At 55.9% G+C, this 19,338-nt stretch carries 14 protein-coding genes and 2 pseudogenes; 5 read left to right on the top strand and 11 right to left on the bottom strand.

Features of this window, described 5'->3' with window-relative positions; all coding sequences use genetic code 11:
* Positions 1–2: 2 nt before the first annotated feature.
* Positions 3–641, bottom strand: a complete 639-nt coding sequence (gene upp, locus BM395_RS19970; RefSeq protein ID WP_069902120.1) for a uracil phosphoribosyltransferase — start codon at positions 639–641, stop codon at positions 3–5.
* 269 nt (positions 642–910) lie between these two features.
* Between upp and BM395_RS19965 the strand changes: the two genes are divergently transcribed.
* The 4 genes and pseudogenes from BM395_RS19965 to BM395_RS19950 all read left to right on the top strand — a co-directional run bounded on the left by BM395_RS19965 (position 911) and on the right by BM395_RS19950 (position 3,438).
* Positions 911–1,468, top strand: coding sequence for a hypoxanthine-guanine phosphoribosyltransferase (locus BM395_RS19965; protein WP_069902121.1), 558 nt, complete (start codon positions 911–913; stop codon positions 1,466–1,468).
* Between the two features lie 4 nt (positions 1,469–1,472).
* Entirely contained in the window at positions 1,473–1,946 is a 474-nt protein-coding gene (locus BM395_RS19960; protein WP_090515123.1) for a WbuC family cupin fold metalloprotein, read from the top strand.
* Positions 1,947–2,020: 74 nt separating this feature from the next.
* Positions 2,021–2,308, top strand: a complete 288-nt coding sequence (locus tag BM395_RS19955) for a PA4642 family protein (protein ID WP_090515121.1) — start codon at positions 2,021–2,023, stop codon at positions 2,306–2,308.
* A gap of 118 nt (positions 2,309–2,426) precedes the next feature.
* Positions 2,427–3,438, top strand: a pseudogene (locus BM395_RS19950) (IS110 family RNA-guided transposase).
* A gap of 287 nt (positions 3,439–3,725) precedes the next feature.
* Here BM395_RS19950 and BM395_RS19945 read toward each other — a convergent pair.
* From BM395_RS19945 to BM395_RS19925, 5 genes are all read right to left on the bottom strand, one after another.
* Positions 3,726–5,057 carry a DUF58 domain-containing protein gene (locus BM395_RS19945; RefSeq protein WP_090515119.1) on the bottom strand — a complete coding sequence of 444 codons (1,332 nt, stop codon included), beginning with the start codon at positions 5,055–5,057 and terminating at the stop codon, positions 3,726–3,728.
* Between the two features lie 10 nt (positions 5,058–5,067).
* Positions 5,068–6,120 carry an AAA family ATPase gene (locus BM395_RS19940; protein WP_090515117.1) on the bottom strand — a complete coding sequence of 351 codons (1,053 nt, stop codon included), beginning with the start codon at positions 6,118–6,120 and terminating at the stop codon, positions 5,068–5,070.
* 293 nt (positions 6,121–6,413) lie between these two features.
* Positions 6,414–10,403, bottom strand: a complete 3,990-nt coding sequence (locus tag BM395_RS19935) for an ATP-binding protein (protein ID WP_090515114.1) — start codon at positions 10,401–10,403, stop codon at positions 6,414–6,416.
* A gap of 180 nt (positions 10,404–10,583) precedes the next feature.
* Complete coding sequence (locus tag BM395_RS19930; protein ID WP_090515111.1) at positions 10,584–11,948, bottom strand: RNA-directed DNA polymerase; 1,365 nt, start codon at positions 11,946–11,948, stop codon at positions 10,584–10,586.
* Positions 11,945–12,511: an SLATT domain-containing protein gene (locus BM395_RS19925; RefSeq protein ID WP_090515109.1), complete on the bottom strand. Its 567-nt coding sequence runs from the start codon at positions 12,509–12,511 to the stop codon at positions 11,945–11,947. Before BM395_RS19925 ends, BM395_RS19930 begins: the two co-directional genes overlap by 4 nt.
* A 246-nt stretch (positions 12,512–12,757) precedes the next feature.
* Between BM395_RS19925 and BM395_RS19920 the strand changes: the two are divergent.
* A pseudogene (locus tag BM395_RS19920) lies at positions 12,758–13,920 on the top strand (IS3 family transposase).
* A gap of 3 nt (positions 13,921–13,923) precedes the next feature.
* Here the strand turns inward: BM395_RS19920 and BM395_RS19915 are convergent.
* From BM395_RS19915 to BM395_RS19895, 5 genes are all read right to left on the bottom strand, one after another.
* Positions 13,924–14,481 carry a site-specific integrase gene (locus BM395_RS19915; RefSeq protein WP_244529020.1) on the bottom strand — a complete coding sequence of 186 codons (558 nt, stop codon included), beginning with the start codon at positions 14,479–14,481 and terminating at the stop codon, positions 13,924–13,926.
* A 192-nt stretch (positions 14,482–14,673) separates the two neighbouring features.
* Positions 14,674–15,876, bottom strand: coding sequence for a DUF4350 domain-containing protein (locus BM395_RS19910; RefSeq protein ID WP_090515107.1), 1,203 nt, complete (start codon positions 15,874–15,876; stop codon positions 14,674–14,676).
* On the bottom strand, positions 15,873–17,498 hold the full coding sequence (locus BM395_RS19905; RefSeq protein WP_090515225.1) for a DUF4129 domain-containing protein: 1,626 nt from the start codon (positions 17,496–17,498) through the stop codon (positions 15,873–15,875). The genes BM395_RS19910 and BM395_RS19905 overlap by 4 nt, the downstream gene beginning before the upstream one ends.
* Entirely contained in the window at positions 17,485–18,465 is a 981-nt protein-coding gene (locus BM395_RS19900) for a stage II sporulation protein M (protein WP_069902128.1), read from the bottom strand. Before BM395_RS19900 ends, BM395_RS19905 begins: the two co-directional genes overlap by 14 nt.
* Complete coding sequence (locus BM395_RS19895) at positions 18,462–19,178, bottom strand: RDD family protein (RefSeq protein WP_090515105.1); 717 nt, start codon at positions 19,176–19,178, stop codon at positions 18,462–18,464. The genes BM395_RS19900 and BM395_RS19895 overlap by 4 nt, the downstream gene beginning before the upstream one ends.
* Positions 19,179–19,338 lie beyond the last annotated feature (160 nt).

Below are 19,338 nucleotides of genomic sequence, written 5' to 3'. Positions count from 1 at the left end.
GCTCAAGCGTCCTTCTGCTTGGTGCCGAAGATCTTGTCGCCTGCATCGCCGAGGCCCGGAATGATGTAGCCATGCTCGTTGAGTTTTTCATCGACGGAGGCGGTGTAGATCGTCACGTCCGGATGCGCATCCTGCACCGCCTTAATGCCTTCTGGTGCGGCAACCAGCACCATGGCGCGAATGTTGGTACTGCCAGCTTTCTTGAGCAAGTCGATGGTCGCCACCATGGAGCCGCCAGTAGCCAGCATCGGGTCGATGATCATGGCCATGCGTTCGTCGATTTCCGGTACCAGTTTTTCCAGATAGGTGTGCGCCTGCAACGTCTCTTCATTGCGCGCTACACCCACAGCACTCACCTTGGCGCCGGGAATCAGGCTCAGTACACCTTCGAGCATGCCAATGCCTGCACGCAAAATAGGGACTACAGTGATCTTCTTGCCGGAGATTTTTTCGACCTGAACCGGGCCACACCATCCCGGAATTTCGTAGTTTTCAAGCGGCAGGTCTTTGGTTGCTTCATAAGTCAGCAGGGCGCCGACTTCCTGTGCCAGTTCGCGAAAATTTTTGGTGCTGATATCGGCGCGGCGCATGAGGCCGAGTTTATGACGAATAAGCGGGTGACGAATTTCATGGACTGGCATGGCGGGTTCTCCGGCAAAACGGGCAAAAAGTGCGTTAGATTAAAGCATCGGCGAGCGTGTCGGGTGGTTGTATGACGAGGCACAAACTTTCTAATAATAGAAGTGTGTGCGGGTCATGCAGTTGATTCGCGGCAATTGTCGCTTAGATTGCTGACATTTTCCGCAAATAGATCTTCGTTCGTCTATGAGGGCTTGCTCCTTGGCAGGCACATGCGTACCTTTGCCGGCTTTTATTTTGACCAACAATGCGTCAACCACGAGGAAATACCATGCCCGCTGATCTCGCGCACATCCGTCAAGTTATGGCTGAAGCCGACTGTATCTACACCGAGGCAGAGGTTGAGGCGTCCATCTGCCAGGTTGCAGATGCCATTAACAGCCAATTAGCCGACAGCAACCCAGTGGTTTTTTGCGTTATGAACGGCGGCCTGATTTTCTCTGGCAAGTTGGTGCCCAAGCTTAATTTCCCGTTGGAGCTTTCCTACCTGCACGCCACGCGTTATCGCAACCAAACCAGCGGCGGTGAACTGTTCTGGAAAGCCAAGCCGGAAATTTCGTTTATTGACCGCGATGTGTTGATCATTGATGACATTCTCGATGAAGGCCACACGCTGGGCGCGATCATCGACTTCTGTCACCACGCGGGTGCGCGCGCTGTGCACACTGCCGTGCTGATCGATAAAGACCACGACCGCAAGGCGCGCCCGGAACTGAAAGCCGACTTCGTGGGCTTGCCGTGCGTTGACCGTTACATCTTCGGTTACGGCATGGATTACAAAGGCTACTGGCGTAACGCACCGGGCATCTATGCCATTAAAGGCATGTAAACAGATGAGCACTCCGGCATTCATCGATCAGGCTCTGTTTGCTCAGCTCGCGGCCAACGCGGCACAAAGCCCGCGTCAGCGCCAGCATCACAACTTCCACGAGATGAGCGATCCTTGTCATCGGTTGGCGGTTGGTTTGCAGCCCGATACATACATTGCGCCGCACCGGCATCTGAGTGCAGACAAAGCGGAAACCTTGCTGGTGCTCAAAGGCCGGCTGGGCTTGTTGCTTTTCAACGCCGACGGCAGCCTGCAAGGTACGCGAGTTCTGGCGGCCAACGGTGATTGCGTCGGAGTTGATATTCCGCCCGGCGTGTTTCATGCGCTGATCGTGCTTGAGGCCGACAGCATTCTGTTTGAGTGCAAGGCCGGGCCTTACCGTGCGCTTGTCGAGGGCGAGATTGCCTCATGGGCGCCGGTTGAGGGAACGCCCGAAGTTGCCGCGTACCGAGACTGGATGCGCGCGCAATTCGCCTGAATCGGCGTTGAGCGCAGGACGCTGGCAGGGGTACACTGCCGGCCTCGTTTATAGCGGTGTAGCTGGAGTGAGTGATGCGTAAAGACAAGAAACAGGTGATTGGCGAAGAGATCAGCGACGACGCGATCAAGCTGTTCCTCGACGTGGAACCGGCAGATGAAACACCGGCGTCCCTGCATAAACTGATCAAGGCGTATCGCGGCCTGCGGATCGATGATTTCGAGCGTTTTGTCGGCTTCTTCGTCGAGCGCGGTTATGCGCTTGATGCCAAGGATGCGCAAGGCAATGACTTCATCGCGCTGATCGCGGATCAACGTAACGCTGAGCCCTACATCGAAGCGATTAAGGCTGCACGCGGCTGATACCCAGCGGCTTACAGCCCAAAAAAACCGCCTTTACCGGCGGTTAATGAGATGGTCACCCCGACACCCTGCGAAGGCTACGCTTTCGCAGGGTGTTTTCATTCCGGAGACCATCATCATGAGCGATTTGACACTGGTCGGCATCGACCTCGGCAAACACACATTTCATCTGCACGGCCAGGATAAGCCCGGCCGAGAGCTGTTCCGCAAGAAGTTCTCACGACAGCAAATGATGCGCTTCTTTGCCAACCTGCCAGCGTGCACCGTGGTGATGGAGGCCTGCGCCGGCGCACATTTCGTCGCTCGTGAGCTGACCGCCCTGGGGCATCAGGCCAAGCTGATTTCTCCTCAGTTCGTTAAGCCCTTTGTCAAAGGCAACAAAAACGACTTCGTCGATGCACAAGCTATCTGTGAGGCTGCTTCGCGCCCTTCAACCCAAGTCCGAAGCCCAGCAGACTCTTTCTGTGTTGCATCGCCTGCGTGAGTCACTTATCCGCGACCGCACAAAGGCCATTAATCAGATGCACGGGTTCTTGCTCGAGTTTGGTATCAGCTTGCCTCAGGGCATGGCCGTCATGAAGCGTTTATCTACTGTTCTAGCGGAGCACGAGTTGCCGGTTCGGCTGACGGTGCTGCTGCAACGTCTGCACGATCATTTCGTCTATCTGGACGAGCAGGTCAAGGCGCTGGATAAAGAGCTGATTGGCCAGTTGGCCGACGATGATCTAGGGTGCCGTTTGTTGAGCATACCCTGTGTCGGGCCGATCACCGCCAGCCTGCTGGCTGCGGAAATGGGCGATGCTCAGCAATACGGCTGCAGTCGTGATTTTGCTGCATCTCTAGGCTTGGTACCCAGACAGTACAGCACCGGTGGCAGAGCTAATTTGCTAGGGATTAGCAAGCGTGGCGACAAGAATCTGCGACGCCTGTTGGTGCAGTGCGCCAGGGTCTACATGCAGCACTTGGCGCGGCAGAAGGGGGCGCTGGCGGACTGGGTACGGGCGCTTATGACGCGACGGCACTCAAACGTGGTCGCCTGTGCGCTGGCCAATAAATTCGCCCGTATAGCTTGGGCGATTTCTGCTCACCACACCCAATACGAAACAGGGCCAGGCGCCTTGAACGCCTGACCCTGCGTTTTTTTGCTGTACCACAACTCACCTTTCAGGTTTTGCGATAGCTGAGCAATAGATGAAATAAACGGCCTACCGGCCTGGCGAGGATCCTGACATAAAAATCGGCTCTCGAAGCCGAGCGGTTTTTAAGGATCGTCAGGCGCGGCTCTCATCGTGGCGCGGGGCTTGCCCCAATTTGACGCCGGATAGATTTAAGCAAGCCATCCATTTCATCCGTTAATCAGTATTGCAAAAAATGGGGTGACCATAGATTTTTGTTGCACGTCTGGCGCTTGCGGCTGCTACAGATCGCCAGATTTTTTCCAGCCCAGATACCGATTTACCAGCTCCGGGCCCAGCTCGCTCGGGCGCGCGTCAAGCACGGTAACGCCGTGCGCCGTCAGGCGTTCATGCAGGCGATTGCGCGCATTCAGATAATCGACGGTGCCGCAGTAGGCCAGAGCCGAATCGTAAGTGCCAACCGGCACTTGGCGCACCTCATCGAGTATTTCTTCGCGCAAGCTGGCAACCAACACGCGGTGCTGCCGGCTGAGTTGTTTGACCGCGCCAAGCAGCTCGGCTTCATCTTCCTCGCGCAGATTACTTACCAGAACCACGAGTGCGCGCCGACGCTGACGCTTGAGCAGGGTTTGTACCGCCGCCGAATAATCAGCGGGGCGCTGGCTGCTTTGCAGGTCATACACGCTGTTGAGGATAACGTTGAGCTGAGCGGCACCTTTGACCGGAGCCAGATAGCGCGGCGTTTCGCTGGCAAACGCTGAAATGCCTACGGCATCGCCCTGGCGCAGGGCAATGTAGCTCAGGAGCAGGCTGGCATTGAGGGCGTGATCAAAGTGGGCCAGATCACCATCCTGACTGCGCATGCGTCGCCCGCAATCGAGCATGAACACCAGCTGCTGGTCGCGCTCGTCCATATACTCGCGGGCAATTGGCGTGCGTTTCCGGGCTGTGGCTTTCCAGTCGATCTGGCGCACGCTGTCGCCTTCGCGAAACTCGCGCAATTGATGAAATTCCATGCCCAGGCCGCGTCTTGGCTTCTGGCGCACGCCAAGTTGGCTCAGCCAGTCGTCCACGGCCATGAGTTGCGCGCTGTAGAGGCGGGCGAAGTCCGGATAAACCCGGGTCTGCGCAGGCAGCGCGACAAGACGACGGGCACGCCAGAGTTTCAGCGGGCTGGCCATGCCGATCTCGCAACGCTCGAAGGCGAAGAGGCCGCGTTGCCGTGGGCGTACCCGGTAAGTCAGTTGGGCCTGTTTACCGGCGGGCAATTCAAGGCTTTGCGGCAAGTCTTCGACGGTCATGGCCTCTGGCACATGGTCGATAATGTCGAGTGTCAGCGTGCGCGCTTGGTCGTTACTGATATGGAGTTGCACCGGATTCCAGCGGCCAAGTGCCAGATTGCCGGGCAGGCTGCGGCTTATCTCGGGCGTGGCGATGCGTTGCAAACGCAGTGCATCGACTACCGCCGCGACCAGCAACGCCAGCAACAGGCCCCAGCCGAGGGATTGCCAAAGCGCTGGCAGATTGATGCCCAGCGCCTGAATGCTGCCGACGATAACGCCCAGCACCAGCATCGCTGTGAGCATCCAGAGCAGTGTGCGCGAAGGCTTCATGCGTGATCTCTCACAAGCGCGGTGCCGGAACCTGATCAATCAATTGCTGCAGCACTTGATCAACCGACAGGCCTTCGATATCCAGCTCCGGTGATAAGCGCACGCGATGGCGCAAGACCGCCAGCGCACAGCCCTTTATGTCCTCCGGCAGCACGAACTCGCGGCTGCGCATCAAGGCGCGGGCGCGGGCGCAACGCACCAGTGCTATCGACGCACGCGGGCCGGCACCAATGCTTAGGCCCGGCCAACTGCGCGTTGCACGCGCCAGGCGCACGGCGTACTCAAGCACTTGCTCGTCGATAGGCAGGTCGCTGGCGATTTTCTGCAGCGCCATGACATCTTTGGCCTGCAACAAACTGCGCAGCTGGGTGACTTCGAGCATGTCAGCTTTGCTGGAACGGCTGACCTGACGAACCATGTTCAGCTCTTCGCTTTGCTCCGGATAGTCCATGCGTAACTTGAGCATGAAGCGATCCAGCTCAGCTTCCGGCAGCGGGTAGGTGCCTTCCTGCTCAATCGGGTTTTGTGTCGCCAGCACCATGAAGGGCTGCGGTACGCCGAGAGCACGGCCTTCGAGGGTGACTTGGCGCTCCTGCATCACCTCCAGCAGCGCGGCCTGGGTTTTGGCCGGTGCCCGGTTGATTTCGTCCGCCAACAGTAAGTTGGTGAATACCGGCCCTTTGCGTAGTTTGAACTGTTCGGATTGCAGGTCATAAACCGCGTGGCCGGTGACATCACTCGGCATCAGATCCGGGGTGAACTGGATACGCGCAAAGTCGCCACCGAAGCAGCGGGCGAGCGCCCGTACCAGCAAGGTTTTACCAAGGCCGGGCACGCCTTCAATGAGAATGTGGCCACCGGCAATCAGCGCGGTGAGCACATCATCGATCACCATGTTCTGTCCGATCAGCGCTTTTTTCAGCTCGGCGCGCAGCGCTTGCAGTAACTGGCTGGCGCGCTGGCGTTGTTGCGCTGCATTGTTCGCAGCAGTCGCTTGCGCGGGCTCGCCCGTGGTCACAGCGGGCGATTCGGGTGTTGGCTGATCCGGCGTTTGTTCGCTCATGTTTTCCGGAGCCTCGCTAACTGTTAAATTCGTTTTATCTTCCATAAAACAGACACTTACCTAATCTAACTATTTTTCGGATTTTTCTTGCGAGGAAGTTAGTGGCTGTCAATCTGAAATAAACGGCAACCACACGGTAACTCTCTCTTTTTGACCGACAGTCGGGAGGAGGCCTGTTCCGTTCAGATGACTCTGGGAGGCGGCTCACCATTGAGTGAGCCCTTCAGGTCCCAGCGGCCTACCTCCAGACCTTAGAGCGATCGTTTGGGCGATGTAAATTACAAATTATCAAATTAATCAGAAATACCACGCAGCACCCCTCGAACGCGCCACGCATCCATCAATTGCAGTATGTGGGAGGATGCTTGGGCCTTGCAGGTTATGGCTATTGCGTCTCCGAAGGTGCCTACGCTGTCGAAGATTCGCAGCTCTCCGCTAACGGGCATTCCTACTCGTTTCAAATAAGCTTTGCGGTCCCCGTCATGGCTGGCTACCAACGTTACTAGCTCACCACGCAGTGCCTCTAAGTCCTCCGAACAGGAAATCTGTAGGGGTTCCAATAGCACCCAGTCGCGATGACGAATTAATGGGTAGCCGCTGTGGTCAACAATACGAGCGATTACCAACGGCGCTCCAAAAACTTTGCTATTGTCGATATATCTGGCCTCACCTGCACCGACTTGCGCAATTGAGTCGTAGAGGACCCCGACGATGGGCATTAGACGGACTTTATTTCGCGGCAATGCCAATGCAGGCGCAACCTTCTCGCTAACGGATTGCTCACAAGCCAGCATCAATTTGCTGATATCAGTTTTATCTGAGTGGTAACGTCTGGCGAACGTCTTATCGCTATACAGAGCGATGACTGGATCGCCACATTTTGCTGCCTTTTCAAGAGAGACGATCACCACTTGTCCTTTTCTTGCGAGGGCGCCAAGTGAATCACCATGGATCGCATACAGTGCCACATTCCCCAGCGAGTCCAATGAGACCGCACTTGGGGGCTCAGCGGGTGAGGCGACCTCAGTCTGTGTTTGTGCGCTAAAGTCACCAAGCACACGAAATTTCTGCTCGTTATGAGCTAATACAGTGGGTGCTTCTGGTGCTGTCGCAAAGAAAATTTCTTCATCGTCGCGAGTCAACCGTCCCATGAACCTTGCATAAGCTGCTGCGCAGCTTCTTATCAGCCGGTCAACCTCCGAAAAGCCTTCATCAACGGCTGCGGCATCATGGGGTGTAATTTTTCGAAGGTCATGATGGGCTTGGTTGATCGTTGTGTAAAAGTGGGTGCCCGGTTTCAACGAGTTACAACTCAGCAGCTTTTCGAAAGGAGGCTCTTGGAAAGGTAATTCTCCAGCATTGCGTGCATTGGCTATGTGACCGATCAGGTCTGCTAGGGTCGGTTTGTAGAGCAGCATAGGGTCAGCTGCGAGCAAGTCCCACAAGCGGTTCTCGATATGCAGCCTAACGCGTTCCACAAACTCTTGGCTCGCCGCAACGTCATTGGAGTCGTTACACCATGCTTGGCGACGTTCATTTACCTCTTCGAGCGTGGGAGTCAGAGCAATTGTCAACCTGGACGCAGACAAAGGGCTAATCTGCAACATGGTCCATGACGGGGCTGTGGAGGAGCTTCTCGGTAACTTGTCTTTTACTGCGGCGATGAACCGATTGTCGTTGGACGTGATGATGATCGCCATACCCGCTTTTACTAGAGCTGGTACTGCTGCGGCGAGATTCTCGGTATTAATAGGATCAAAGAAGGTCTGTGGATCATCCAGCTGTAACACCTCCAACGCGCCAGAGCGTTCTCGAATGCGCTCCCATAGGCTGAAAACGAACGCCCATACACAAGCTCGCAGATGAGATGAGTTCATTATTTCGTGAGCTTGGACGCGTACTGCGCCTAGCCCGGCGTATAGCCCTACCCCTTGAGTGCGAGCAGGATCTAGTCCGAGATACCGTGGTCCACCATTGTAATGAGGACGATAAATCAGATCGAGCCAAGCGGTTGTACGAGTCTCTAATAACTGAATCAGGCCTTGGACTTGATATTCAACTAATTGTGGTAAACGTGTCAGTTGCTGTATCGCTGCGGCTGCGCGTTTGATCAGCCTAAGTCGTTGACTCGCGCCCACCCAACGCTTACGAGCCTCCTCTATGGCGTCAATCTGCCGCGTTAAGGCAATTAACGGCTCTGAAGTGGTAATCGCCTGGTGCAGTGCTGACAATTGGTGTCTGATTGGCAGGTTGATCAAATCGGGGACGTCGTCGACTTTCTCGCCCCGGGAAAATGATCCGACTCCCAGGTAGTTTGCCAAAAGCGTCTGCATTGCTGCCTTGGCCGCTATACGCTGCTTACTCAACGTTACTACGTGCTGTAAATTGGCAAATCGGCTGGCCAGCACCCCCGTCGCAAGCTCTTGAGGCAAGCTGAGAAAATCGGAAGGCTGTTCGGCGGAAAGCGAGTGCGCTTTAATCAAGTGGTCCCAAAGCTTCCGTGCATTCCTTTGGATTGGTTGAAGGTCCGCTGCGAAAGATTGATCCTTGAGTGCCTCGTTGACATAAGCATTTTTATAAAGATCGAGAACAGTACCGCGTCCCTTGTATTCGGCAAAGGTTTTCAGGGTCTCCGGTAGCGACTCCAGCAGCTCACTCGCAGCGCCCTGTTGCCAATCCGCAAGTGATTTTGTTGCGTCCTGGTGCGCCTGAAGCCCTGCTTGAAGAGCGCTAGCGACGTCGGAGTCTAAGAGGGCGTCAGGTGGCACTTTGCCCAGATCTGAACCGCAGACTGGGCAGTCAGAGATCGGTTTATTTGGGTGTTGCCGCCGGTGCCACAGCGCAACCATTGTGTATAACTGCTGGCGTGCTGCTTGTTCCTTGTTCTGCTGACGCTTGACCTGATCTGCAGCTCGTTGTGCTAGCTCTTCCAGTTTAGCGAGGACGGCGATTCGATCCGCGTCGCTGATTTCCTCGATCTGTTGGATGGTTCGAAGTGAGGGGAGTCCTTTCAGAGCTGCGCCGGTTAATTGCTCTCTTGCCGAGGCGAGCTGGCCAAGGAGGGTTTGGCTGCGCTCTGGCGTTGATAACGAGGTCGTGCTGCCAAGAATCGTCTCAATATCGCTCAGACCGCTTGCTTGGTGCTGGACGAGCTTCTCGCGAACGGTTGCGATCGAGCCGCTACAACTCTGTTCAGGGCTTACCTTTTCAGGTGTCAGTAAATCGGGCTCGGGACCAAGCGTCTCAGCCTGTGCGCACCAAGCGTCGAGAAACGAAGCCTTGCTGTCTATGAAATGAATACGAGCAGCATCCTTGGCATCTATGGCAGTGTCGGTGTCGTCCTTCTCCAAGCGTCGGACAAGACGTGGTAAGCGCATGCCCAGATCTTGCAATGGCCGCAAACCTGTTAGCTGAGCGATTGCCTCGGCAAAGCTTGTCTTTTCATCGAAGCGCATATTTGCAGCGATAGCGGGCATCAACGTACCAGCTTCGATGGCCCACTGTGGCAGCCGTAAGTCGTCTAAGCCACTTACGCTCACAGAGACAGTTCCTCTGATATTTCGCGTCAGCTCGCGTCTGACGGTTACATCGTTTCCATCTTGGTCCCGCAGATCCAGCTCCACCCATGTGTCACACTCGGGACGGTCGCCTAGCAGCGAGAGATCTGACGCTGAAGGCAATGGGACGATCACGGGTAACGTGAAACTGGTATTAGTATCGCTCTCGCCATTCGTTGACATTACGTCGACAGTGATTGGATTGTGTACCTCCGATGGCTTGTGTTGAGAACGATGTGCCTTACCGGTTAGGCACCACATGATCGCACTCTGCAATGCGGATTTACCGGCGCCGTTGAACCCCCAGATGCAGGTAACGTCGCGATCAAGTCGAATGGTTAGAGTCTCAGGTGCTTTCCCGGCTGAATCGCAGTGACGTTGAAGCCCAGCAAAGCGATGGGCTCGAAACTCTTGGAGTCGCCAACAAGGACGCGAAGCTGCGGAACTCGCTACATGACTGCGAGCCACATGTAGCTGCGGCTTGCTAATGGCCCCGAGTAGTTGATCAACCTCGCTGCTTGAAACGGGTTTTGCCTGTGCCCAGAGGTCCCGCCGTCCTGCATAAAATCCCATCGCGAGGCGAGCATCTTCAAGGTCTAGGGAAAATTGGCCCGCGCCCTGAGGAAGGCTGATCGGTTGACCGGCACAAAGCACATCAACGATTTGATCTAGCGTGCAGTTCTCCAGATCCAGAGTTTCGGCTTGCGTCGGAGGGGCAGCTTGCATGAGGACATCCTTGGCATCATCTATGGGATAAAGGCTAACGCTTTGGAGACGAAAAACTTGGCCTTCGGCTAACTACTTAATTCAGGCCTACCGGCCAGGTCACCTTCAGAACTCCAGCACTAAGGGCGAGTGCTGCCGCTATTCTTCAGCGTTTTAACAGGCCCCAAGAGCTGAAAATTGCTAAGACGTTTGAGCAATATCTTCTTCCAACTCACGTACCGCCTTACTGATCTTGATGGCAAACCGCCGCTCAACCTCAGCATCGCTTAAAAGCCTGGCGTCAGCGCCAAGCCAAATCTCAAGCACCTGGCGCTTCTGAGCTACGTGCAGGTCATCGAAGTTAGGGATGTACCGATGGTTTGCGCTTAAGCCACGCTGCAGCTCATAGAAGGTCTTGATAAGGGACTTCGGGCGAACCTCGCCTCGTGGACAGAAGCGGTGAGTCAGCTTGCTGATGGTGTGATTTATCGCTCGGAGCTGAGAGGTGCTGGTGATCTGCGAAAAGTACGCAGCCCAACCAAGGCGTTTGCCTTCAAAAATACAGCCGGTGATCCGAAGGTTGAGCTTCCATTGGCAATAGGCGAGGGCACGCTCTTTATCTGCGCGACTGCGAGCGCTTTGAAGCTTATGACGATAGGCAGTGAAAATTTTTGCTATAGAGCCTTCAAATCTGAGAATGCTCTCGCGGCGAACCAAAATTTCGCCGCCTTCGACTTGATATCCCAGAAAGCTAAAAGGCTCGGTCAAGTCATCGACCTTGGATTTAGAGTCCGGGCCGAAGTCGTGCGGATTCAGCTTGAGTGCCTTAAGGGCGACAATCAGCTCGTTCGCGGTGGACTGAGCCTCACCTTCCGGCGTTAAAATCAGGATGTCATCTACATATCGCTTATACCAAATTCCTGGTCGCGACTGGAAAGCGGTATCGATGCCCTGCATAGCAATTTCAGCCAAGACGTTTGAGATAGCCAATCCCTGCGGTACCCCGACACTTGATCGATCCGCATCTCTGCCACCTCGGGATTCCGGGACAGTGGGGGTGGTGAGGGCGTCGGCTATGAGACGCCTGAACTGTGCCTTTCGGATCTTCGTCTTGGTGGCTTTAGTAATCAGTTCGTGCGGAATGCTGGGGTAGAAAGTCTTTAGGTCGATCTTTGCGTATTCAGCGAAAGCGCCTGAGTCGAGAGCGCCTTTGAGGTCGTCGATGACGATTTGCGGCAGGATTAGCTTGGCTGTGGGGAATACGTCGGCGAGGCAGTTACAGAGGGCCTTTAAAACAATTCTGTCTCTGGCCGTTGGGATGGAAATCTGCCTAGGGAGCGACGATGCCCCCTTGAGAATCAATTTTTCCTTGTATGCCGTGAACCGATAGGCGCCTTGGTCAACCTTTTGGATGATGTGATCCAGCTCGGCGATTAGATCCTTGTCGAGATTCGCGGGTCTCACGCGATCCAGCCCTATCGCTCCTGATAGCTTGATCTTGTCGGTGTAGATTTCCTGCAAGCTCTTGCGAGAGAAACGTCTCTTGAAGCTAAGGGCGGCACTCATGGCTTGGCCCAATACGAGTAAAGCCCTGCTGCTACCGGCAGAATATAAAGACCTGTTGTGATCAGAAAGCGCAAAGTGATCCATAGCAGGGCATCGAAGCTTTCGAAGGCCGTTGGTGATCTACTTGTGAGTCCCGTTGCAAAAACGCGGGCAATTCGATCATCGATCTCACGATGGTTCTCAGTGGCGGCAAGTAACTCGTCATACCGCTCGATTTGTTCATCGGTGGGCTTGGGATAACTGGGATCTTGGGATTCGTCAGGGAGCCGGCGGTGGAGCTTCTGCAGCTCTAGGTAGTTCGTGCGCATTTGCACGGCCCGCAAACGGAAGTCCCGGTTAGTAACCGTGAGTGATACACCAAGTAAAGCAACCGAGAGAATGGTCGCCATAATGTCGGTATTGGCGCCTAGTACCTCACTGTTCCTAATAGTCAACACGCCGAGTGCTGCACTCAATATTGCGTACCACACCAGCAAAAGCTGTGAGTGAAAGTCGAGCCATTCCAGGCGTTTGTGGGCCTGAATGCGTGCCTTATAGGTGAACCAGACGCCGTCCTTTTTCACTCACATCTCTCCATAGAAAAGGCGAAGGGGTGGGAGGGTTTGAGTACCGTTGAACATCCCCAGAGGGATCAGTGGGCAAGGCCCAACAGCCGAAGCTGTTAATTATCAGAACCGCCCTCGCTTGCACGAGAGGAAAAACCCACCCCTTCGCGATTGATTCTACAATACCAGCAAGGTAGGCGTGTAGTGGTCTAATGAAACCGGACACTCATTTAGGCGAGAATACTCGCCAGAACGAGGTGTCATATGACCAAGCAACGCCGTACCTTTTCCCCTGAATTCAAACGCGAGGCTGCTGATCTCGTGCTCAAGCAAAACTACAGCTTCATCGAGGCCAGTCGCTCACTGGGTATTGGTGAGACAGCTCTGCGCCGTTGGGTCGATCAGCTTCAGCAGGAACGCACTGGCATCACTCCGAAGAGCAAAGTACTGACGCCTGAGCAGCAAAAAAACCAGGAACTGGAAGCCCGTATCAACCGGCTAGAGCGGGAAAAATCTATTCTAAAAAAGGCAACCGCGCTCTTGATGGCCGAGGAGCATGAGCTCTCGCGTTAATCGATCAACTGCGTTCTAACGAGTCTGTTGATCTGTTGTGCTCGGTATTTGAAGTCACTCGATCTTGCTATTACGCACACTGTCGCAAGCGACGAACTCCGGATGTTAAACGACTTGTTCTGCGCAGCCGTGTGAACGAGTTGTTTACCCAGAGCTGCAGCGCAGCTGGTAGTCGGAGCATCATGTCCATGATGAGGGAGGACGGCATAAAGGTTGGGGCGATTCAAAGTACGTAAGCTGATGAACGAGTTGAACTTAATTAGTAAGCAGCTTGGCTCGCATGCCTATAAAAAGGCAACCGTGGAGCGCCCTGATATTCCAAATGTGCTTGACCGGGAGTTCACTGTGTCAGCGCCGAATGAGGTCTGGTGTGGTGATATCACCTATGTTTGGGCTCAGGGTCGTTGGCACTACGTGGCAGCTGTGATCGACCTCTTCGCCCGCCGCGTGGTGGATTGGCGTTTTCATCGAAGCCCGATGCTGAACTCGTAGTTAAGGCATTGGACATGGCCTATGAGCAACGTGGCCGACCTCAAAACGTACTATTTCACAGCGACCAAGGAAGCCAATACGGCAGCCGCTGCTTCCGCCAAAGACTCTGGCGCTATCGTTTCAAACAGAGCATGAGTCGCCGTGGGAACTGCTATGACAATGCGCCGATGGAACGGTTATTTCGTAGCCTGAAAACAGAATGGATACCGACCGTTGGCTACATGAGCGCTTCGCTGGCACAGCAAGATATAAGACGCTTTTTGATGCAGCAATATAACTGGCAAAGGCCACATCAATTCAACAGCGGGCTGGCGCCCGCTGTTGCTGAAGAAAAACTTAAAACCGTGTCCGGGATTAGTTGACCACTACAACCCTAAGCGCATCATCATCCGGTGATGGGGGTTCTCCGCTGCGGAAAGGAGTGCCTTAATTTCGGCCATGCTCAGGAACTTGGGTAGGGTCTTGTGGCTACGCGGCATCACGTCGTTTGCAACAGCCTTACCGCCACTGGCATCAATATGCGCAAGGAGGCCTGTTTCACGCCTCACGGTGCGTTCTTCATAGGCGAAGGGCAGGCGCTTCACCCACCCCTCCTTCAGCGCGAACTCATAGAACTTGCAGATGTAAGTCAGGCGCTGGCGAGTGGTGTTCAGTGCCAGTTCGCACGTCACTAGGCAGTAGTCCCGATAGGCCGGCACAAGGCTCTTGGCCTCGCCACGATCAACGTCGCGCCAGTCAATCTCATGAGCCTGGAGAAAGCTGAAGAGGTCGTACAGCGCGCGTCCGGTACTAGGCCAGGAATGGCGAGAACCAATGGCCCCGCGAAGCAGGTAGTGACGAAGGAACTGATTGGCCGGGACGCAACTCTCCATCGAGTCCCAAAGCAGAATGCGGAACCCCGGATAGGGTTGCCCGGCGATCACCAAATCCTCAGTAGCCCCACACAAGCTCCATTTGCCGTCCCCTGCACTGACCAGACATCCAATCCCTTTGTCTGTTCTGACAGAGTTAGGGCTATAGGACCGACCCTCAGGCTTTATCTCAGCACCATGCTTCTGAGTTTCTAAGGGGCTGTTCCTAATATGGCAGAGATCTAACGCTTTCCAAGTGCCAGATCATAGGGCATTCCTGAGAGTTTGCAGGTGGGCAACCTGACGGGTGAATTCACTGGCCGAGAGGCGTTCGTTTGGCAAAGGCCGCATGGCGCGACTAATCGCACTGGCGGGCATCCGGCTGAGGCGTCCGATAATGTGCCATTGCTGGGCCACATCGAGTTTGTCGAAGCCCGGATGACGACGGCGGGCGCGGCGCTGAATGTCGATCTGCAAGCCGCGCATCAAGGCTTTCTGGCCATTGTGACGGACAATAAACTCGGCGCTTGCGCGCAGGTGTTCAAGCAGTTGCCGGCGGCTATGGCTGGCCGGTTGCCGGATCGGGCCCTGGCGCATGCCGAGATGCCAGACTGCAGCAATGATCAGCAGCAACAGTGCGCCAATCGCCAGCCGGTAATTGCGCCAAAGTAGCGTTGCCAGGCTGTCGTGTTCGGCGCGATAGAGCATGGTTACGCGGCTGTCCTGAGTTAAATACCAAAGCAGCCAGGCGTTGTCGTATCGGTCGATCTTGTCGTTCTGCCAGATCCAGGCATCGGTCATCACCGTTACCAGACCTTCGCCATAAAACAGTTGCAGTAAATGCGTGCTGTCAGCGCTATTAGCCCAGGCGTAGGCTTGATTCTTGGGGTCGGCGAGGTGGAACTCGGTGTCGAAGCCGATGTACGCCGGCGCTGTTTCGTTCTGCAAGTAGAGCTGAGTCAGCGTTGGATAATGATTCTTCTCGGTGTCGGCGGGGTGTTGCGCCGCAGCCGATGAATCTGCTTGTTCAGGTTCTATTTCTGGCAGGTCAGCGCTCTCGTATTGCTCGATGCTCAATGTGTCGAGAAGCAGGTCGCCACTTTTTCCTTGTTCCTTGTCCCACAGGCGCTCGGCCACCACGACCAAGTGCCCGCCTTGTGCGGTCCATGCCAGCAGCCGATCGGTTTGCTGGGGCGTCATGTTGTACCGGGAGCCTAAAAGCAGCAGGGTTTGTCCACGGCTGGGCAAGGTTTTCAGGCGGGCCAAACTGTCGGCACGCTCAACGGCGATGCCTTGTTTGCGCAGGAAATGTTCGGCTGCCAAATACCGGTTGCTTCTGGCCTCAGGCGAGGGGCCATGCTTGATCACTTCTTCATACGGCTCGGCGCGCCCGAGCAAGTAACTGCCGAGCAAGCCGAGTGCAATCAGCAGCGCACCAATCAGTAGCAGTCCATTGCGTCTGCTCATGCGTGGCCCTCGCGCTCGAAGACCTGATCCCAGCCTGTGCACAGTTGCTGCTTGAGGCTGGCAGGCGGCAGGCGATGGCCATAAGCAAGGTTCTGCCAATGCTGAGTCAGCAGCTGGCTGAACTGATTAAGCGCAGGTTGTTCAAGCGTCTCGATACAGGCCAGTACTTCGCTTTCGGTGTGTGAAGTTTTCAGCGCCAGCGCGTGATCATGCAGCAAGCGGCTGAGCATTGCCCGATAGAGCAGGCTGAGTGCCGCGCGCGGGTCTGTGTCCCAGAGACGCTGGGCTTCGGCGCTGATGTTGTCGGGCAAGCTTTGCGGGGTAACGGCAAGACCAAAAAGCTGCTCTTCAGGCTGGCGGCGTTGTTGCGGACGGGAGATTTTCAAGCGTTCGGAGAAGGTGCGTAGCCAATCCCGGTAACGCCAAATCAGGGTGACGATCAGGCCTGCCAGCGCGGCCCAGAGCAGAATCTCGAAAATTTGGTTGAGTACGCGCAGTGAGTCCCAGAACTCGGCCAGATTTTTATAACCTTTGATCAGTGTTTCCAGCCAGTCGGCGTTCTTGGCTTTATCCGACTCGTCGTTCGAGCTCAAGCGCCAGCTGGTAACTGTCTGGCGGTTCTCGAACGGCGGCTGATCCAACAGGCTGTGAATGCTTTCTTGCGCTTGCTTGCTGTTGAGTGGCTGCTTGCCAAGCCGTTCAGCATCAGGCCCCAACGGTTCTACTTGGGGATGAGCGATGACGGTTTCACTTGTGGCAGCCACACCATTGGGTGCCACTGCTGTCTCGCCAGTGACCGAAGCGGCCATCGCCTGAGTGGGCAACTGGCTTAGCAGCAGCGCACAGCCGAGCAGCAATGCGCTTGCCGCGCCGCTGAGACGCTGGCGAATCTGGCGGAATACCAACTCGAGATCCCACGCCTCGATCACCGTGCGACGGTTGAGGTACAGGCTGAATCCGCAGGCCACATAAATCGGTTCCCAGATGATCAATACCAGCACATAAATCAGGTTCGACAGGTGTTCAAGCCAGAGCCAATCGTGGCTGGTGGCTTCGAGCAAGTTCTGCCAACTCCAGTCGGTTTCTATCTGGCCTGGCAACATGAGATAGAACAGGCTGATGCCGCCCAGATACAGCGCGGTTTCAATGTGCACGCCGACCAGCGTCAGCCAGGTAGCGGGGCGGGCATCACGCAGGCCCAGCACCGCAATTCGGTCGTTGCGGGCGCGCCCGGCAAGCCCTTCGAGTTGTTGCACCGGCATGTAGAAACTTCGGCGCATGCTTAGCCTGCGCCATGTCAGGCTGGCCAGCAGTTGCGGCCTGATCAGGCGCGGATACTCGCGCAGGGCAGCCTTCAATGTCAGGGTCTCACCAAATACGCTGCGTGAAATGATATGCAGCGGCAGGCGCTCATAGACCGGTTTAAGCCACCAGAAAATCAATACCGCCCAACCCGGCGAATCCCAGAACAGCAGGCATAGCACGGCAAAAACCGGCACGGTGATAATCGCCCAGCTGAGCATCAGCAGTGCGCCATGCTGGCGGGCCATCAGGGTGCCGAGGTCGAGCGCTTCCCATGCATTGCGCGGGCGGATGCTGACGCTGACATCACTCAGGCGCATGCGAACCTCGCCCGGCAAATAGCAGATAAGCCAGAACCAGCAGCCACAATAGCGCGCCCACGGCATACTTGATGTGCGGGCTGGCGAACGTCATGGACGACCAATAGGCCTCGATAAAAGCCGCCAGCAACAGGAATACGATTACGCCGCCAATCAGCCGTACGCTGTCTTTGCCGGCAATTTTCAGCGCTTCCGCGCGAGGCAAGCGGCCAGGTGCCAGAAGCGCCCAGCCAAGCTTTAAACCGGCGGCGCCTGCAAGTGCGATGGCCGTTAGTTCGAACGCGCCATGGCCGACGACGAAGGACAAGAACGTCTCGCTGTAGCCAATTTGCAGCAAATGCCCGGCAACAGCGCCAATCATCAAACCGTTGAACAGCAGGTAAAACAGGCTGCCAAGCCCCAACAGCAGGCCGCTGGCGAAAGTCTGGAAGGCGATGCCGATGTTATTCATGATGTAAAAGCCGAACATCATCCAGTCATCCCCCGAATCACGCTCGGCGAAACGGCCAAGACGATGCGCTTCGGGGTCGTACATTTTCTCCATGCTGGCGACTTGGTCAGGCTCCATCAGGCTGTAAACCAACTCGGGCACGTTATAAACCAGTAGTGCCATCAGCAGCAGGCTGCCGAAGAAGATTGCGCTGGCTGCGGCGACAAAACGCCACTGTGCGCGGACCAGACGCGGGAAGCCGCTGAGCAGGAATCCGATCAGTTGTGCGCCAATCGGGCTGCGATGGCGATAGAACTGTTGATGACCGCGCATCACCAGTTGTTGCAGGTGAGCGACCAGATAATTGCTGTAGCCGCGGGCTTCGGCCAGTGAGAGCTGCTGGCAAAGCCGTCGGTAGTTGGCGGCAAACTGCTGGCTGGCCTTATGGTCGGCTTTGCCGCGTTCGAGGCGGCCGAGTTCCTTGCTGAATGCTTGCCAGTCTTGCTGGTGCTGGTTTTCGAACTGGCTCTGTTTCATGTCGGCCCCATTAAGCCACGGGCAATGCCATGGATCTGCTTCTCGGCGTCCTCTGAACTGACCTTGAGTGGCTCGCTGAGAATCGCGGCAAGCTCCAGTCGCCGTTCTGCAGTGAGTTGCGCTGAGCGTTCGGCATAGCCAAGCAGCGCGCGTTGTTCGGCCAGGTTCAAGGCGAAGGGCGTCAAGAGTATTTCGGCCTCGGGAATTTCGGGGGCAGCAAGTGGGATTTCGGCATACACCACCAGTGTTCCGGCGGCGATATCGCCGAGACGCTTGAAGGCCGGGTGAGTCAGGCAACTGATAATGCCCAGCGTGTAGGCGAATGGCAGCATGTCGACAAAGCGCAGCAGATTACGCGTGAGCGAAGCAGCCCAGCCAACAGGCGTCCCGTCATCGTGCACGACCCGTAGCTTCATCAGTTGCTTGCCCGGCGAACGGCCCTGGTTCAATACCTCGAACAGCACCATGTACCACCAGGTCACCAGAAACAGCAGAATTGTCGCAAGGCCAGTACCGAAGTCGCCCTGCAAACTAAGCAGCGAGTACAGCGCGGTCAGCAGTACGCCACGCACCACTAAATCGATGATGAATGCCAGGGCGCGAGGAATCAGCCCGGCCGGTCGCAGGATCAGGTCGATGCCTTCCGGAGTTTCCACGTGGTAGCGGGTATCCAGAGCGGGGGCAGGCGCGCGCGGGGCGGTATTAACAGGCATGGGTTGCTTGTGTGAGGTAAACCACGATGCTAGCCAGCTGCCGACGTGCGCGCAACCGGGTTGTGTCAGCGTATTTGCAGGGTTGATGTTGCCGTGACTGGCCTGTTGGCAGTTGCAATAAAACGCACGGGTGCATGGCTGACATCCTTGTGAATATGAC

Source organism: Pseudomonas marincola (assembly GCF_900116605.1).
GTDB classification, from domain to species: Bacteria; Pseudomonadota; Gammaproteobacteria; order Pseudomonadales; family Pseudomonadaceae; genus Aquipseudomonas; species Aquipseudomonas marincola.
Note: the sequence above shows the minus strand (reverse complement) of the source record. Positions and strands in the feature narration are given on the sequence as shown.

Coding starts and splice junctions, on each gene's coding strand:
- upp (WP_069902120.1), bottom strand. CDS start 641: ATGCCAGTCCATGAAATTCGTCACCCGCTTATTCGTCATAAACTCGGC.
- BM395_RS19965 (WP_069902121.1), top strand. CDS start 911: ATGCCCGCTGATCTCGCGCACATCCGTCAAGTTATGGCTGAAGCCGAC.
- BM395_RS19960 (WP_090515123.1), top strand. CDS start 1,473: ATGAGCACTCCGGCATTCATCGATCAGGCTCTGTTTGCTCAGCTCGCG.
- BM395_RS19955 (WP_090515121.1), top strand. CDS start 2,021: ATGCGTAAAGACAAGAAACAGGTGATTGGCGAAGAGATCAGCGACGAC.
- BM395_RS19945 (WP_090515119.1), bottom strand. CDS start 5,057: ATGAAGCCTTCGCGCACACTGCTCTGGATGCTCACAGCGATGCTGGTG.
- BM395_RS19940 (WP_090515117.1), bottom strand. CDS start 6,120: ATGAGCGAACAAACGCCGGATCAGCCAACACCCGAATCGCCCGCTGTG.
- BM395_RS19935 (WP_090515114.1), bottom strand. CDS start 10,403: ATGCAAGCTGCCCCTCCGACGCAAGCCGAAACTCTGGATCTGGAGAAC.
- BM395_RS19930 (WP_090515111.1), bottom strand. CDS start 11,948: ATGAGTGCCGCCCTTAGCTTCAAGAGACGTTTCTCTCGCAAGAGCTTG.
- BM395_RS19910 (WP_090515107.1), bottom strand. CDS start 15,876: ATGAGCAGACGCAATGGACTGCTACTGATTGGTGCGCTGCTGATTGCA.
- BM395_RS19905 (WP_090515225.1), bottom strand. CDS start 17,498: ATGCGCCTGAGTGATGTCAGCGTCAGCATCCGCCCGCGCAATGCATGG.
- BM395_RS19900 (WP_069902128.1), bottom strand. CDS start 18,465: ATGAAACAGAGCCAGTTCGAAAACCAGCACCAGCAAGACTGGCAAGCA.
- BM395_RS19895 (WP_090515105.1), bottom strand. CDS start 19,178: ATGCCTGTTAATACCGCCCCGCGCGCGCCTGCCCCCGCTCTGGATACC.